The 15,900-nt window shown below is 49.2% G+C and carries 15 protein-coding genes; 2 read left to right on the top strand and 13 right to left on the bottom strand.

What is annotated here, in order from left to right:
* Window positions 1-13: 13 nt before the first annotated feature.
* The 6 genes from asnB to ABRS97_RS16020 all read right to left on the bottom strand — a co-directional run bounded on the left by asnB (window position 14) and on the right by ABRS97_RS16020 (window position 7,138).
* Complete coding sequence (gene asnB / locus ABRS97_RS16045; RefSeq protein WP_367815499.1) at window positions 14-1,888, bottom strand: asparagine synthase (glutamine-hydrolyzing); 1,875 nt, start codon at window positions 1,886-1,888, stop codon at window positions 14-16.
* Window positions 1,889-2,379: 491 nt separating this feature from the next.
* A complete protein-coding gene (locus tag ABRS97_RS16040; RefSeq protein WP_367815497.1) occupies window positions 2,380-4,443 on the bottom strand; it encodes a peptidoglycan D,D-transpeptidase FtsI family protein in 2,064 nt (687 codons plus the stop codon).
* An 18-nt stretch (window positions 4,444-4,461) separates the two neighbouring features.
* Window positions 4,462-5,187 (bottom strand): HAD-IA family hydrolase, encoded by a 726-nt coding sequence (locus ABRS97_RS16035; protein ID WP_367815495.1) that lies wholly within the window; start codon window positions 5,185-5,187, stop codon window positions 4,462-4,464.
* A 120-nt stretch (window positions 5,188-5,307) separates the two neighbouring features.
* Window positions 5,308-6,456, bottom strand: a complete 1,149-nt coding sequence (locus ABRS97_RS16030; protein ID WP_367815493.1) for a transglutaminase domain-containing protein — start codon at window positions 6,454-6,456, stop codon at window positions 5,308-5,310.
* A 17-nt stretch (window positions 6,457-6,473) separates the two neighbouring features.
* Complete coding sequence (locus ABRS97_RS16025; protein WP_367815491.1) at window positions 6,474-6,908, bottom strand: hypothetical protein; 435 nt, start codon at window positions 6,906-6,908, stop codon at window positions 6,474-6,476.
* Window positions 6,909-6,982: 74 nt separating this feature from the next.
* Window positions 6,983-7,138 carry a hypothetical protein gene (locus ABRS97_RS16020; protein ID WP_367815489.1) on the bottom strand — a complete coding sequence of 52 codons (156 nt, stop codon included), beginning with the start codon at window positions 7,136-7,138 and terminating at the stop codon, window positions 6,983-6,985.
* A 117-nt stretch (window positions 7,139-7,255) separates the two neighbouring features.
* On the opposite strand from ABRS97_RS16020, the gene ABRS97_RS16015 reads away from it, so the two are divergent.
* Both ABRS97_RS16015 and ABRS97_RS16010 read left to right on the top strand, forming a co-directional pair.
* Window positions 7,256-8,425, top strand: coding sequence for an MFS transporter (locus tag ABRS97_RS16015; protein ID WP_367815487.1), 1,170 nt, complete (start codon window positions 7,256-7,258; stop codon window positions 8,423-8,425).
* 162 nt (window positions 8,426-8,587) lie between these two features.
* A complete protein-coding gene (locus ABRS97_RS16010) occupies window positions 8,588-8,941 on the top strand; it encodes a toprim domain-containing protein (RefSeq protein WP_367815486.1) in 354 nt (117 codons plus the stop codon).
* Window positions 8,942-8,958: 17 nt separating this feature from the next.
* Here ABRS97_RS16010 and ABRS97_RS16005 read toward each other — a convergent pair whose 3' ends face one another.
* The 7 genes from ABRS97_RS16005 to ABRS97_RS15975 all read right to left on the bottom strand — a co-directional run bounded on the left by ABRS97_RS16005 (window position 8,959) and on the right by ABRS97_RS15975 (window position 15,889).
* Window positions 8,959-9,591 carry an SCO family protein gene (locus tag ABRS97_RS16005; protein WP_367815484.1) on the bottom strand — a complete coding sequence of 211 codons (633 nt, stop codon included), beginning with the start codon at window positions 9,589-9,591 and terminating at the stop codon, window positions 8,959-8,961.
* A 117-nt stretch (window positions 9,592-9,708) separates the two neighbouring features.
* Window positions 9,709-10,689 (bottom strand): heme o synthase, encoded by a 981-nt coding sequence (gene cyoE / locus ABRS97_RS16000; RefSeq protein WP_367815482.1) that lies wholly within the window; start codon window positions 10,687-10,689, stop codon window positions 9,709-9,711.
* Window positions 10,690-11,528: 839 nt separating this feature from the next.
* Window positions 11,529-12,383: an urease accessory protein UreD gene (locus ABRS97_RS15995; RefSeq protein ID WP_367815480.1), complete on the bottom strand. Its 855-nt coding sequence runs from the start codon at window positions 12,381-12,383 to the stop codon at window positions 11,529-11,531.
* The gene (gene ureG, locus ABRS97_RS15990) at window positions 12,376-13,035 is read right to left on the bottom strand and encodes an urease accessory protein UreG (protein WP_367815478.1); all 660 of its coding nucleotides are present in this window, start codon (window positions 13,033-13,035) and stop codon (window positions 12,376-12,378) included. Before ureG ends, ABRS97_RS15995 begins: the two co-directional genes overlap by 8 nt.
* Window positions 13,036-13,067: 32 nt before the next feature.
* On the bottom strand, window positions 13,068-13,766 hold the full coding sequence (locus tag ABRS97_RS15985; protein WP_367815476.1) for an urease accessory protein UreF: 699 nt from the start codon (window positions 13,764-13,766) through the stop codon (window positions 13,068-13,070).
* Between the two features lie 43 nt (window positions 13,767-13,809).
* A complete protein-coding gene (gene ureC / locus ABRS97_RS15980) occupies window positions 13,810-15,525 on the bottom strand; it encodes an urease subunit alpha (RefSeq protein ID WP_367815475.1) in 1,716 nt (571 codons plus the stop codon).
* A complete protein-coding gene (locus ABRS97_RS15975; protein WP_367815474.1) occupies window positions 15,512-15,889 on the bottom strand; it encodes an urease subunit beta in 378 nt (125 codons plus the stop codon). The genes ureC and ABRS97_RS15975 overlap by 14 nt, the downstream gene beginning before the upstream one ends.
* Between the last annotated feature and the right edge of the window lie 11 nt (window positions 15,890-15,900).

Below are 15,900 nucleotides of genomic sequence, written 5' to 3'. Positions count from 1 at the left end.
TCCTTCATAAGACCTAGTATGCTGTTAATACTTTCTTTGGCAGTTCTTCCATATAAGTCATATGCCAGAGGGCAAACACATAAATCGTCCAAATCCGGCGGGCATAGTCGCCTTGTCCGCTGCGGTGCTTCTGCAACATACGCTGAACGGCTGTCGTATTGATGTAATCCTCAATGCCGCTGGACTTAATCTGCTCAAGGAGCATATCCCCCATTGGGCCTTGCACCCACTCGCGCAGCGGCACGGGAAAGCCGAGCTTCGGACGGTTCAGAATGAAATCAGGGATGATGCCTTCCATCGCTTTGCGGAAAATATACTTCGTCGTTCCATTCGCAATGCGATACTTCGCCGGAATCCGGCGTGCAACGTCAAACAGCTTCGTATCCAGGAATGGCACGCGCAGCTCTAGCGAATGCGCCATCGTCATTTTGTCCGCTTTCATCAGAATGTCGCCCGGCATCCAGAGATTCATATCGATATACTGCATCCGGCTCACCGGATCCAGATGGCGAGTCTTCGCGTAGAAATCGCCGGCGATTTGGAAAGGATTCTTGTAAGCTTTCAGCATTTCGCTGTCGAGGCGAAGCACTTCCGCTTTCATGTCTTCGGAAAAGATTTTGGCGTTGCCGAGGAACCTCTCCTCCAGCGGCGTAGTACCGCGCAGCAAATAGTTGCGGCCCTTCATGCCGCTAGGCAGCATCCGCGCGAAGCTGTTCAGCATGCGCTTCACCGAGTGCGGCAGCCGGTCGATCGGACGCAAGGACGTCGGCTCGCGGTAAATCCGATAGCCGCCGAACAGCTCGTCCGCGCCTTCGCCGGACAGAACGACCGTCACGTGCTCGCGCGCAAGCTGCGCAACGTGGTAGAGCGCAATGGCCGAAGGATCAGCGACAGGCTCGTCCTGATGCCAGATCGCCTTCGGCAGCGTGCCAAAGAAATCATCTCGTGTGATGATTTTGTCGTAGTGCTCCGTGCCAAGTGCTGCCGCCGTTTGGGCAGCAATCAGCGTTTCGTTGTTGGCGCCCTCGAAGCCAACGGAAAACGTGCGGATCGGTTCGATGTTCCGCATATGCGTAGCAATCGCGGTGGAGTCGATACCGCTGGACAGGAAGCAGCCGCGATCCACATCACTGACCATGTGATGCTCTACTGAATCCTTCAAGGTTTCACGAAGTTGTTCCACATACTCTTCAAATGGACGCTCTTCCGGTTCAAACATCGGATCCCAATACTTATGTATAGACATTTCGCCGTCAAACGTTATTTTCACATAGTGAGCTGGCGGCAATTTATGGATGCCGTGAAACATCGTATTTGGCTCAGGCACATATTGAAACGTCAAGTAATTCAGCAAGCTGTCCGTATGAATGAGCCGGTTCATCCCATCCGCAGCAAGCAGGCTCTTGATTTCTGAACCAAAAAGGAATTGACGATCATTGACATGATAATAAAACGGCTTAATGCCGAAATGATCTCTCGCCCCGAAAAGCTGTTTTTTCTTTTTGTCCCAAATCACGAAACCGAACATGCCGCGCATATGCTTGACGCATTCTTCTCCATATTCCTCGTAGAGGTGAACGATGACCTCTGTATCACTTTGGGTGCGGAACTGGTGGCCGCGCTCCTGAAGCATTTTGCGCAAAGCTTTATAATTATAAATTTCTCCGTTAAAAACGATCCATACGGAATCATCTTCGTTCGTTAAAGGCTGATGCCCTTCTTTAAGGTCAATAACCGACAGTCTGCGAAAACCGAGTCCAATCCGATTATCTGTCCAAAATCCTGAATCGTTCGGTCCCCGATGCACAATGACATTCGTCATTTGCTCTAACATCGCGACTGCCGGTTCTCTATCTTCAAAATACATTACACCCGTAATACCACACATGGTGAAACTCACTCCTCCGCGCCATCATCAATCAGTTGGATTATCGATACATAAGTATACCATATCAGCTGTCCATACTGGAAATACGATGCGAGGGTCAATATGGCTGATTCTTATAGAAAGATGAAGGTAATGATGAGTCTTTTCAACGAGGAAGACACCCGAATTTTTTTCACAAGATCCACCACCTTTCCTTTGTGCACAAAAGTTTACCGAAGGCAACATTTAGGATGGCAAAAGTTTCTAATCCTTACACTACTTTATGCACGAACAACCATTAATGTGTCATTTCAGATTGGCACCACTTTCCCCATAAATAGCGTACCCAGGTTCCGCAAAACCCTCCTGCTAACTCAAATGGCGATCCATAACGTACCCACGTTCCTCTCGCCGGAACTATCACCTTTGTTATTGGCTACTCAGCTTTGGCTTCCTCATCTCTGAAAATGAAAAAGAGCTTGCCGCAGCAAGCTCTTTTTTACATAAATGAATTACCACGGCTTTTTGCCGCCGCCTAGCTTCGTTAAAATGCCGTCATTGGCCGCATCATACGCTTGGAAAATTTTCGCCGCGATCGGAGATGCCCCATAGCGACCAAAACCGCCCTCAGGAACTACGACCGCAACAGCCAGCTTCGGATTCTCGACAGGAGCGAAGGCGATGAACACCGCATTATCAATCGTTCCTCCAGAAACTTGTTGCGTGGATGTTCCCGTTTTCCGGGCAACGTTGTATGGCAGCTCATCGATGCCTTCGGCTCCACTCTTCATCCCGTGGATGATCGTATTCCAATCGTTTTTGGAAAATGCCGCCGAGGAATCATCCAGCACTTCCGGTTCCACCTTTGTAATCAATTCGCCTTCGTAGCTCTGAATTTCATCTACGAATAAAGGCTTCATTCGTTTGCCGCGATTGCCAAGCGTTGCCGCATACTGGGCGAGCTGCAAAGTTGTCGTCTTCTCATTCTGCCCCCAGGAGGCGTATACCATCGCTGACTGGTAGCTGTCTTTTTTGGCATTTTTGATAAAATCATTCCCGCCGACGAATTCGTTCGGCAACCCGCTGCCTGTTTTGACGCCAATCCCGAACTTGGCTAAATACTCCGCCCATTTATCGGTTACCGCCGGATTCTCACCGCCAAACTTCGAGTAGAAAGGGATACCGACCATTGCGGACATATACGTATTCGATGAATGTTCAATTGCTGTGGAAGCATTCAGTATTCCGTAAGCGGTCTTACCTGAGTTTGTAATCGTACTTGCACTTCCTGTTTTACCGAAGGAAAAAGAACCCGAATCATTATAAGAATCATATGCTCCGAACAGCTTCTCATTCAGACCGATCAAAACCGACAGCGGTTTGATCGTCGAACCCATGAAAACGATAGAAGAAGGATGCTTCGGCCGCTCTTTATCCGTATATTTCGGATAGGCGGTCGTAATCGTGCCATTGGGGATAAAAGAACCGATCTCTTCATACGTTGTCGGGGAGATGCCGCCCGTCCAATCGTTTGCGTTATAGTCCGGATAGTTCGCCATCGAGACTACACGTCCTGTATCAACTTCCATGGCTACAGCATAACCGGCTTGCGCATTTGCACCATATTTGATATAGGCATCGTTCCTCGCATAAGGCGTATGCAGGAAATTAATTTGGTCTTCAATCGCTTTCTCCGCCGTTTTCTGTATATCCTTATTGATGGAAAGAAACAGATTGTTGCCTTTTGTAGGAGCAGTCACTGTGGCTCTACCGATAATCTTCATAGCGGCGTTGACGGGATACAGTTTGGAGCCATTTTTGCCTCTCAACTCATCCTGATACATGCGCTCGATACCGTCAAAACCAACATTTTCTGAATCCAGATACTCCTTGCTGTTCGGATTATCTTTGTAAATGGTTTTAGCCGTTTCTGTGGAGTAGGATTTCAGATAGCCTAGTAATTGGGGAGCAATCGTCGTTTTATTATCATCGTCCATCTCATATGTACGGATACTCTCTTCATTCACTTCCAACCACTTAAACTCGTCGCGCCGCTCCAAAAGAACAGCGATTTCTTCTTTGGATAAATCAGGCTTAATCCGGCGCGGAACCCAATAATAGCTGGGCTCTTTGACCTTTTTCTTGTCAATATCGTATCCCAGATCCATGGCTAGCACGATTTCCGCAGGCGTCAGTTTTTTGGCTTCCTTCTTGCCATATTTGTCGAACACCTCTTGCAGCTTATAGGCTAAAGCAATGACGTCATCTTCTTTTTTGATCTGTGACGGCTCAATCCGGAAAAACAACGACTGAACAGGAATCGTATAAGCCAGCGGCGATCTTGTGGAATCATAAATATTGCCGCGAATTGGTGCAATCTTCGTCGTCTGGTTCGTGTTCGTATTTTCTGCTGCCTTCAAATCCTTGGCCTGCACGAACTGCAGAATGGCCAGTCTAACAATCAAAACGGAAAATAGCACAAAGGTCAAAAAGAAAAAAATATTGATCCGAAACGAAAAGTGCCGCTTCTTTGTCATTTCATTTTTTTTCGGATCATCCATGATGGATGACTTCATTGCTTCTCATTTCCTTTCTCACACGATTGCCTGTTCTTCATCGAACAATTCCAGTAAAGAGTGTATGCCTTCTCCCGTATGATAAGAATACCGAAGGATCCGGACCGCATCGATACCGACTTGATTCGGTGCCCAAATATCGTTAGTCTCATGATCGCCGATGTAGAGAATATGCTCCGGCTCCAACTGGGCCTTATCCAAGGCAAGCTTGAAAATAGCGGGGTCCGGCTTCTCCAAACCGACTTCTGTCGAGACGAGAACGGGCTCAAAGTAGTGCAGAATGCCTTTGCTCTCCAGAATAGCCTTAAGCGTTGGAGCAAAGTTGCTCACAATCCCCAATCTGAAGCCCATCCCGAGCAGCCGATCTAGGGTCTCTTTCACATCGTCAAACAGCTCATAATATTCTGGCGCTGTGTAGATGTCGTACAGTTCATGGCAGCAGTCATAAATCTCGCTCTCTGACCATTCTTCGTGAATCCCCAGTTTGTGGAGCACGTATTTATATAGATTCACCCAAAATTCCCGATCCGACTCCGGTGTACAAACCTCGAATGAATCATGCTTCTTCACATAATAAAATAGACGAAAGGCTTCTGTAAAAAGTTCACTAATATGGGATTCATCTCTATCCATGGAACGCAGCTGCAAATACTGTTTCAAAATCGTTTGCGCAGCAGGAATGGTAAGCAAAGTATCCCCCGCATCAAAATAAATCATTTGGTACTGCTGTAGTGGTTTACGCATAAGTTCTCCTCATCTTATATAATGCCAAATCTAAGTGTACCACACTTGCGAAGGAAGAAAAAAGAAGTCCTCCCTTAGCAGATGCAGGGAGTGACTTCTCATTGAGCTTACCCTTAAGGGTCACGCTTCTTTAATATGCGTCTGGTCAAAGTTAGGCGGGTTGAACCAATTGCCTCCACTCGCCACCCACGTTGAATCCAGCGGTACCCAGCGCTCCGATTCCTTCAAATAGACCTCATTCCAAGCGTGAGGACCGTAGCTGCCTTGCCCGTCATAGCCAAGCCCCGTCACAACTTTCACATCAAGGCCAGCCGATCTAGCCATTAATGCATACAGCCGGGAATAGTCGATGCAAACGCCTTTGCGAGTAAGATACGTATCCTCTGGCGTTTGTTCCTTCCATATGCGCTGATCCTCATAGAGCTTGACCTTATCCCAGTCGTACTGGACTCGCGTACCTACCCACTTATACAGCTGTTTCGCCTTCTCTTCGTCCGTTTTCCCGCTGGCGGTGACTTCTTTGGCTGCCTCGGCAATATCACCAGGGATTTTGGCATCCAACACTTCATATTTGCGCTGCAGGATGTTCGTAAATTCCTGTTCCACAGCCCGGGTAAACACAGGCGCTTTATCTGCAATAAAGTCACCGGTAAAAGGCGATATAACTTCCTTTGCTCCCTTTTGATACATTTGCGATGATTGAATGTAAGGGGTAACCAAGGAATGCGGGAACAACGTCACATAAATGAAAAGCACGGCAATCACCAGCAGCGCGCGAGCAAAGCCGGCCACCGAACCGATCGCCCCTCCCGTAAGAGAACTGATGAACGATCTGCTGTCCGTCCTGTACGCATTGCGTCTTGCAAGCAAGGACGCGATCAAAGGATCGAGCAGAAAATTGAGAATTTGCTTAACCAACATATAACCCAAGAGGAATAGTACGCCGAATCGCAACAGCGGAAAATCTCGCACACTCGTCATAGCCGTATAATAAATTTGTTTTAACATCCCGATTTCACCTGAAGGGATCTGAAGATCTTGCCCTTTTAACCAGGTTTGGATAAGCGGAGATACCAGTTGGACGCCCTTCCAAGCCAGGAACATGGAGATAATGGCGATTACGGCCTCCACCAGCATGAACATGAGATGCTTGGCCGAACCGGATCCCCCGCGAAAAAAGCCCTGAATGACAGACCCGGCAAACGTGAGTACGATCACGATCGATATGAGGTTGAATGAAGATAGTTGCGCCCATGTCATATCTGTCATGATGAAACGCCTCCCGTTTATTGCTTCTCGTTTTTCTTGGCTTGTTCAATCAATGCGTTGATTGCCGCATTCGCATTCATGCTGAATGTTTGGCCCAGGAAGGTCACCTTCACTTCATCCGAACCCGCTTTGCCTTCTACCTTCAAGCTTTTCGTCGTGATCTGGAAGGAACCGTCCGGACTCGCTTTGAACTGGGCATCTTTCGCTTCCGAGGTCAGGGCGCTTAGCGCCTTATCTTTCACTTCGTCGCCAACTTGGCTAACCACACTAGCCCCTATATCTTGCAGTTTATCCTTATAGTTGGCCCCATATAACACCAAACAGCCTACAATGACAAGGATAATCAACCATTTTACAACCGTTTTTACGATACCGATAACAATAAAAAGGACAATGATGGCCGCTACAATTAAATACCATCGATCTTGAGCAAAAGAAATCCACTGATCCAATCAAAACGCCTCCTAGTTTAGATTACTTAGATTGCATGGCAAAAAGGTCTTTCCTATCATACTACAGCGTATCTCTACTCTTCATCTCTTTTTTTCCTCAGCTGCTCAAGCTTATGTTGAATTTCTTCGGTTTTATCCAATTGCCCTCTCGTTTTGCGAAACGACTGTCTCAACCGCAGAATTAGAAATACCGCAACGGCGGCTAATAGCAAAATTGCAAATGAATCCAAATCGATCGAAGCCTCCTCATTGAAATTGTGTCATTTGCGTGGAAAGGTCATAACGCATGGACGAGCGGCGTACATCTAAGGAGAGACAAGACTCAATATGATGTAGGCGGTGAGAACATGCGAACAGCGATCTGGTTGTACTTATTTATGTTTGTCGCTTTTTTTGATTTGCACGCGCAGTACCCTATCTTGTCACCCTTCGCCCTATCTTTAGGGGCGGCCCCCTCGTTCATCGGCTTGATTATGGGCGTATACTCCATCACGCACCTGCCTGGCAATCTGATTGCAGGCTATGGCGTGGATAAATACGGCAGCAAATTTTTCATCGTCTTTAGCCTGATTGTAGCAGGGATTATCCTGCTTTTTCAATCCAATGTGAAAGACCCTTGGCACTTGCTGTATATTCGCTCCATCAGCGGTTTCGTGCTGGCCTTTCTTTCCCCGGCATGCTTGTCGCTCCTCGCGCGGATTGCCCGCGATCGCATTCATCAAAGCAAGCTAATGGCGGGTAATGGTCTAGTCCATACGCTAGCTTCCGTCGTTTCTCCCGCTGCCGGCGCCTTGCTCGTTGCCAAAATCGGTTTCACGACAGCCTTTTCGGTCCTCGGTTGGATACTCATCGTGACGGGCTTACTCGCGATAGTCGGCGTAAGAGAGAGTAAAGAATCCGTACATGCCGTCGATAAATCAGATCTTATGAATCATCACCATGGTCATAGCAGTCTAAAGGAAGATCTTCAACCAACATCCGATGTAGCGATCCCATGGCTTTTCTTTCTGATCCCCGTGGCGCTTTCATGCTCGCAGGGCATTCTATTTTTTGAGCTTCCGCTCATGCAAGCGGCCAGAGGCTCGATTCTGACGTCCGGCGTCTTCTTCACCTTAGTCAGTCTCGGGGCGCTTCTCAGTATCAGCCTGTGGTTTCTGAACAAAATTTCTCCCTTTGTCCGAACCGTGGTCGGCAGCATGTCGCTCGCTGTCATATTCTTCGGCTTAGCGATACAATGGCCGATCCCGCTCTCCATCTCCCTTTTCATGATCGGCATGGCCAAAGGCGTCATATTCCCCGCGCTTGCAGCGCTTCTGGCAAGTATTACGAGCAGCAACCGGTATGGTCGCGTTTTCTCGCTGCTTTCTATTTCTTACTCGATCGGCGCCTTCTTCGGACCCATGCTGGCAGGGCAGCTTCGGGATCAGATTTCATCCTACTTCATTGCATTTTTCATCCTCATGCTAGCACTTTCATTGCTGCCGTTGCGCTCATTCAAGGTACCTCTCACCACTTAATTCGTCATGCGGCTTGAACGAACAAGCCGTCTTTTTGCTGTCAATGTATGTCATTTCCCGGGAAATGACGACTTCACTGAATACCGCAGGGTCGAAATAAGGCTTGGATCACTCCTCAAAACTGGTTATACTACAAAAAAGCACTTGAAACGAGGGGTCCCTATGTCGATTGCCATTATTGTTGAAGGAAAAAACGACAAAAGTAAATTGAAACGGGTTGTAAGCGAACAAATTGCGATCCTGTGCACGTACGGAACTCCCAGTTCGACAACACTGGAAGACTTGAGGCAAAAGGTTGGCAGTATGCAAGTATACTTATTCACGGATAATGACTCATCCGGCAAAAAAATTCGCGGTCTTCTGCGGGATACCTTCCCGGACGCCGAACAAATCTATACGCGCAAAGGGTATGCAGGAGTCGAAGGAACGCCTGAGGAGTATCTCATTCAGCAATTAGAAAAAGCAGGGCTGGAAGCGTACATTATTTACCCCGCTCCAGACCCTGCTTATGATTAAATATATGTTAACCAGGTTTACTTTTCTTTAGATAACGTAACAACATCTTTCACGATGTGATTCTCATCCAGCTCCGGATTGCCCGCGTCATAATACATACGGAGCATCCCTTTTTTATCGACAAGTAAAATCGCATTGGAATGCGAGAAATTGCCATCCTTCTCTTTGATCACCATGATGCCAAAATCCTCGGCCAGCTTATGTGTCTTCGCCTCATCACCGCGAAGGAATACCCATCCCCCGGGTATCGGTTTCGACTCGAAATTCGTCCCAAACTCTTTCAAAACGGCTGGTGTATCTCTCGTCGGATCAACGGTTATCGATACAATCTCGGCTTTATCGCCGAGCAGCCCTTTTTGTTTCAAAGAATCCTGCACCTTAGAGAGCAAGAATGAAGTTGGCATACAAACATCGGGGCAAAAGGAATAAAAGAAATAGACCAGTTTTACTTTCCCATCCATATCTTTGGATGAAACGGTTTTGCCGTCCAAGTCCTGCAGCTCAAATGCAGGAGCAGGCTTCATCGCCTTCAACCGCTCATCCTGCGCTCCTCCTGTAAACACCAGCTTGTAGGCAAAGGATGCAATCATGGCGACCAAAATCACGCCAATCGCCAGCTTAAACCAATTTTTCGCAAAAAAAGTGCTCATATGATATAATCCCTCGCTTTAATAAGATAGGATGAATGACGCTGGCATCTATGTCACATCCGCAAAAGAAAATCCCATGTCGCCATGGGAATTTGCAGTTGCCATTAAGATCCTTGCCTATGATCCAAATCCAGGTGTATCAACAACCATAAGAATGGATAAGAGTGTCAAATAAAGAATGGAAAACAGAAACATACGTTTCGCCCATAACACTTCAGCTTCACCTGTTGCTTTAAAGCCTTTGACGCTCATGAAGGCCCAGATCAAGCCCAGGATCGTTGACCCGAACAGGAAAATATAGCCCACATAGCCGAAAGCAGTCATCATTACCGTGACCGGAACAAGCAGCACAACATAGCGCACCATGCTGATCTTGGTTACATAAGAACCTCTTACAACCGGAAGCAGCGGAAAGCCTGCAGCGCGGTACTCCTCCATACGGCGGATACCCAGCGCCCAGAAGTGCGGAGGCTGCCAGAGAAACAAGAAAGCAAACAACAAAATAGCACCTAGATCAATAGTTCCACTTACTGCGCAGTAACCAATGACTGGCGGTGTAGCTCCTGAAAATGCGCCGACAAACGTGCTCCACACGGATGTTCTTTTGAACCATGCTGTATAGAGCCACACGTAGAGGAACAGTCCAACAAGTCCGACTAACGTCGCTAGAGGCGAGTTCGCCGCAAAATAGAGAACGGCCAGACCGATAATGCCGAGAACGATGCCGTACCCGAGCACAAGATTCGGCGACATTTTGCCACTTGGCAGCGCACGGTTCTGCGTACGCTCCATCTTGGCGTCCATCTCACGGTCCAAGTAGTTATTAAGGACGGTTCCCCCAGCCATCACGAGAGCGGTCCCTAACATAGTAAAAAGAAGATGCAGCCAATCTACATCCCAGCGGGCTGCTACCCAATAACCAGCAAATGCCGTCATTAAATTCGAATAAATAATGCCCGGCTTAACCAAGCGATAAAAATCTTTCAATGTCACAGGCCCTGCCGAAGCTTTGACTGCGCTTGTTTCCAACAATTCCGACCGCTCGGTTGCTTGCAGCGAAGCATTCGAAGCCGAGTCGTAACTTACTTCATTACTCACGTTATTGCCCTCCTGTAATTGGAACTTCCGAGCAAACAGACTTTTAAACAATCTCATCATATCAACCCGAGCACCGTTTGACAATGAAGCGGGGGCAGTTGTCATCATATTGTCGATTCTCTTTCAAGTATGCGTGGAAATTACGCTCTCCATTCCCATACCCATGCAAGAATAACTTAACCAACAGCTTAACCGTTCATCGCACGCGAATACTTGGCGCTCGTTGTGACGCTGCATGGAAGTTATCGATGAAGAAAACGCCTAGCGGCGTCGTTGGCATAAACCCATGCGTTGGCGCATTGGGAGGGAATCGGGTATGGATTCCAACCGCTGTTAAAATCGGTTCATTGAATAATCAAGGTGGTGCGAACACGACTTTAAAGGCGGCCGCTATCGCTTTTCCACCCCACACCCATTCCCTCTATTCTACTTCGTACTGGATTCCACTTCTCTTTTAACTAACCTGTCTTCCATCCGGTATTCCTGCCCATGAACGCCCCTGCACAGCGATATCGACGGAACTAGGAAGCCTTATTCCACGGTAACGTCCCTTTTCTCCCCCTGTAGTGGAACTATGGTGCGTTAAATCAGCAAAACTGTGTCTAAACCCCAACATTTCCTGCTCATAAAGTACTGTAGTTCCGCGAAATGTACCTACAACCGAAAATACCGCCGCATAACGCACCTACGTTCCGCTCACCCATGCAAAAAGACAATCTATCCCAGTCGAGGCGGTATTTCCAATACTCCAAAGCGCTGTGGCACTTCCGGATCTTCCCTGAAATTTTATAAATTCTATAATGCCAAAAAAGGAGCCCAGAGGCTCCTCAATCTATCTGCTATTTATTAACCCTTAACGGGGTTAACGAAAATAAGCTGCTGCGAATGATATTCCATGCTTTCGACAACGCGGCTTGCAGCTCCCACGCATGCCGGCCCATCACAGTTACGATCAAGCCATGCTTGAACGTTAAACTTGCTCCAACGCGAACCTGGAAACGAGCTAGTTCCTCCATCCCCTCCAGCACTTTCTCCAAATGTCTCCGTTCCAACCCATCGGAGAAAATGTATAAGTTACCGAGGTGCGTCTCATGCTCCCAACAGCCCGGCGAAGCCAGCAGCATCGATTTCGGCTCTATTTTCTGATTTTGATAATAAATAAGTTCATGCCCGTACCAGACATTCATCCGGTTCGAATAACTGGAATAAGCGAAGATTTCACCTCGCTGGGTTCGGCCTGGACATAGCACATCCGAGAAAACCAAGGCTGCGCCAGGAGCGAGACGTACGTCCAGCTCAGCATGCAAATCCGCATCCTTGAAGAGCATTAACGGTTCAGGAATGTATTCCAAAAGCGAATCTGCCTCTAGTTGAATCGTTTGCCGCTGCATACTGCCTCCCCCCTGTGGAGAAGGATGAACCTTCGTAAATGACTGGTTGGTTAGAAAAACGCGCGCGCCCTCTTGCAGGCGCACGTCTATCTCATAGTGATCCCCCGACATCATACCAGGAGAGCAGTCCATCATATAGACGCCCAACTGCTCTGCCCGGTCTCCGTCTTTCATTCGTGTTTCGTTTTCATAGCGAAACGTCTTGGCAATCTTCAGCGGGGAGGCGTGATATTTGCGGACGAGGTGCGTCAAGCCGCCACGAACCGCAAACTCGGCGGAGATCTCCCCGGTCACCTTAGGCATGGCTGAACTCCTGCTCCACCCAGGTGACAATATCGTCCAAACCTGTTCCGCCCATCAGGTTCGAGAAGATGTACGGGCGCTCTCCGCGCATCTTTTTCGTATCTTCATCCATGACAGTCAAGCTTGCTCCCACGTAAGGCGCCAGATCGATCTTGTTAATCACGAGCATATCGGAGCGCATAATGCCGGGTCCGCCTTTGCGCGGAATTTTTTCGCCTTGCGCTACGTCGATAATATAGATGAAGCGATCGACCAGTTCAGGGCTGAATGCCGCCGCTAAATTGTCTCCGCCGCTCTCGATAAAAATGATATCCAAATGATCAAAACGCTTCTCAAGCTCCTCAATCGCCTCGAAATTCATCGAAGCGTCCTCGCGTATCGCCGTGTGCGGACATCCGCCGGTCTCAACGCCTATAATGCGCTCCTCCGGCAGCGCCTCCGAGGAGATCAGAATGCGTGCATCTTCCTTCGTGTAGATGTCATTCGTAATAACCGCAATACTGTAGCGGCTAGTAAGCTTACGTGCCAACCGCTCCACGAGCGCTGTTTTACCTGAGCCAACGGGCCCTCCTATACCGATTCGCATCGGGCGCGTACGGTCGACTTCCGGTTTCTCCCAGTGGTGATGATGATGTCCTTGTCCTTGACACATATACATGCCTCCTTCGAAATTTTCGAGTGATTTCAAGACATAAATAACCGTGAGTACAGCGTCTCATGCTGCATCATGGCTATATCTGCAGCTGGCGTATTCGTATAGGCATCCAAAGGATCCATCTGCGCCACGCGCTGCCACTCGCTTCCCAATAGAGGCACCAGCTTCGCCAGCAGCATCTGGCCTTGGGTTTGCCCCATCGACATCAGCCTCAGCGCGCTGTTGACGCAAGTGACCGTGCAGCTGTACAAATAGCCTTCAGCGGCTTGATCCAGCGGCACACCCAACTGATAGCTCACCCAACCATGGATGAGCGCATGGCTGGAACTGCACCGCTCCAGGCGAACTGCTTCCTCTAGCGGTCCCCAGCCGAGCTGGGGATACATCGAGCGCGTCAGCTGAAGGAGGCGGCGTCCCATCTTCTGGACGCCATTCCTCGCCTCGGCAGACGCCCGCTGAACATGCAGCATCCGGTCCATAAGCCACAGCGCTTCCCATTGCTGCGCAGGGATATGCGCGTAAGCGGCTTTGATCAGCATCGCATCGGACGATGCCCAGCTGTTCGCCAGCATTGACCGGATGTAAGCCTCCAGCTCATCGACCGTTTGCAGCCGTTCCTGCTGCACCAGAGTCTCCAACCCGAAAGAGTGAGAGAACCCGCCGATAGGGAGTGCCGAATCTAGAAGCTGCTGATAGGCAAGCCAGTGAAACTTCGTTATGGTTGTCATCGCCGCCCCCTATCAAACGCGTTTGCATTTATCTTTACATCCTCTAAAACATGAAATATAGCTGTGCCATCGGCAGCTCCGTTGCCGGCTCACACGTGATCAATTTCCCGTCCACTTTAACCTCATAGGTTTCCGGATTCACTTCAATGGCCGGCGTTTCACCGTTATGGACCATATCTTTCTTGGAAATATGGCGACAGCCCTTCACAGGTTCCACGCGCTTTTGCAAGCCGAGCGACTGTGCGATGCCGCGTTCGTACGCCGCCTGAGATACGAACGTAATGGAGCTTTGCAAGAGCGATTTGCCGAAAGCGGCAAACATGGGTCGGCCAAAGACCGGCTGAGGCGTCGGTATGGAAGCGTTCGGATCGCCCATTTGCGCATAAGCGATGCTGCCGCCTTTGAGCACAAGATCTGGCTTTACACCGAAGAACATCGGACTCCAGATGACCAAATCCGCGAATTTCCCAGGCTCAATGGAGCCAACTATATGGGAAATCCCATGCGTAATGGCCGGATTGATCGTGTATTTCGCAATGTACCGTTTGATGCGGAAATTGTCATTTTCCTCTGTGTCCGGGGCCAGCGGACCGCGCTGCTTTTTCATTTTATCAGCGGTCTGCCACGTCCGAATGATCACTTCACCAACACGGCCCATGGCCTGCGAATCCGAGCTTATCATGCTGAATACACCAAGATCATGAAGAATATCTTCGGCTGCAATCGTCTCCGGACGAATCCGCGAGTCAGCAAAGGCGACATCTTCAGGAATGCGGCTGTCCAAGTGATGACACACCATTAACATGTCGAGATGTTCCTCAATCGTGTTGATCGTGTAAGGACGTGTGGGATTCGTTGAAGACGGAAGCACATTCAACTCAGCGGCCGCGCTGATGATATCTGGCGCATGCCCACCGCCAGCCCCTTCGGTATGATATGTATGAATGGTACGCCCTTTGATCGCAGCCAGCGTGTCCTCCAAAAATCCCGCTTCATTTAATGTATCCGTATGAATCGCGACTTGAACGTCATATTGATCAGCCGCTTCCAAGCATGCATCGATAGCAGCCGGGGTCGTTCCCCAATCCTCATGCAGCTTAAGCCCGATGGCACCCGCTTCAATCTGTTCTGTAAGCGGAGCAAGAAAAGCTGCATTTCCTTTGCCTGTAAAGCCGAGATTCATCGGGAACGCTTCCGCTGCTTCCAGCATGCGGCGCATATGCCAAGCTCCCGGGGTGCAAGTCGTTGCATTCGTTCCCGTTGCCGGCCCAGTCCCTCCGCCGATCATCGTCGTCACTCCAGAGGATAGCGCAGTTTCTATTTGCTGCGGACAAATAAAATGGATATGCGCATCGATGCCGCCAGCTGTCACGATTTTGCCTTCGCCCGCGATGACTTCCGTACTCGCTCCAACGATTAAATTCGGATGAACGCCATCCATAATATCCGGGTTCCCTGCTTTTCCAATGCCGACAATATGACCATCTTTGATTCCGATGTCCCCTTTAACGATGCCCCAATGGTCAATAATGACGGCATTGGTGATCAGCGTATCCAGCACGCCTTGGTCCCGTGTCGCTCCGCTGGATTGCCCCATCCCGTCGCGTATAACCTTGCCTCCGCCAAACTTGCATTCATCACCGTAAACGGTGTAATCATGCTCGATCTGCGCCCATATCTCCGTATCCGCCAGGCGAATCGCGTCCCCTGTCGTAGGCCCGAACATCAGGGCATAGCTTCTGCGATCAATTTGACTCATCGGGTTTCCCCTCCCATGCTTTCCATCTGTCTCTGACCTCTGCCGTCATTCCACCTTGCGTCGCAAGCCCTCTGCTTAGACCGTTGAGACCGTATGACAACTTCGCCCCGCCTAGCTCCACCAGTTGAACCGGCTTCTGCTCCCCAGGCTCGAAACGGACAGCCGTGCCTGCCGGAATATCCAAACGCATGCCATACGCTAACTCTCTAGGGAATTCTAACGCGCGATTCACCTCAAAAAAATGAAAATGAGAGCCTACCTGAACAGGACGATCGCCCATATTGCTTACGATAACCTCAGCTGTATTTCTGCCTGCATTCATCTCAATAAAGCCTTTACCCGTTCGATATTCTCCAGGAACCATGTTTCTCACCC

Source organism: Paenibacillus tabacirhizosphaerae (genome assembly GCF_040812395.1).
In the GTDB taxonomy this organism is placed as follows: Bacteria; Bacillota; Bacilli; order Paenibacillales; family NBRC-103111; genus Paenibacillus_E.
This window is presented reverse-complemented; position numbering and strand designations above follow the sequence as displayed.

Coding starts and splice junctions, on each gene's coding strand:
- ABRS97_RS16035 (WP_367815495.1), bottom strand. CDS start 5,187: ATGCGTAAACCACTACAGCAGTACCAAATGATTTATTTTGATGCGGGG.
- ABRS97_RS16010 (WP_367815486.1), top strand. CDS start 8,588: ATGTCGATTGCCATTATTGTTGAAGGAAAAAACGACAAAAGTAAATTG.
- ABRS97_RS15975 (WP_367815474.1), bottom strand. CDS start 15,889: ATGGTTCCTGGAGAATATCGAACGGGTAAAGGCTTTATTGAGATGAAT.
- ABRS97_RS16040 (WP_367815497.1), bottom strand. CDS start 4,443: ATGAAGTCATCCATCATGGATGATCCGAAAAAAAATGAAATGACAAAG.
- asnB (WP_367815499.1), bottom strand. CDS start 1,888: ATGTGTGGTATTACGGGTGTAATGTATTTTGAAGATAGAGAACCGGCA.
- ABRS97_RS16015 (WP_367815487.1), top strand. CDS start 7,256: ATGCGAACAGCGATCTGGTTGTACTTATTTATGTTTGTCGCTTTTTTT.
- ABRS97_RS16030 (WP_367815493.1), bottom strand. CDS start 6,456: ATGACAGATATGACATGGGCGCAACTATCTTCATTCAACCTCATATCG.
- ABRS97_RS15985 (WP_367815476.1), bottom strand. CDS start 13,766: ATGACAACCATAACGAAGTTTCACTGGCTTGCCTATCAGCAGCTTCTA.
- ureG (WP_367815478.1), bottom strand. CDS start 13,035: ATGTGTCAAGGACAAGGACATCATCATCACCACTGGGAGAAACCGGAA.
- ABRS97_RS15995 (WP_367815480.1), bottom strand. CDS start 12,383: ATGCCTAAGGTGACCGGGGAGATCTCCGCCGAGTTTGCGGTTCGTGGC.
- ABRS97_RS16005 (WP_367815484.1), bottom strand. CDS start 9,591: ATGAGCACTTTTTTTGCGAAAAATTGGTTTAAGCTGGCGATTGGCGTG.
- ureC (WP_367815475.1), bottom strand. CDS start 15,525: ATGAGTCAAATTGATCGCAGAAGCTATGCCCTGATGTTCGGGCCTACG.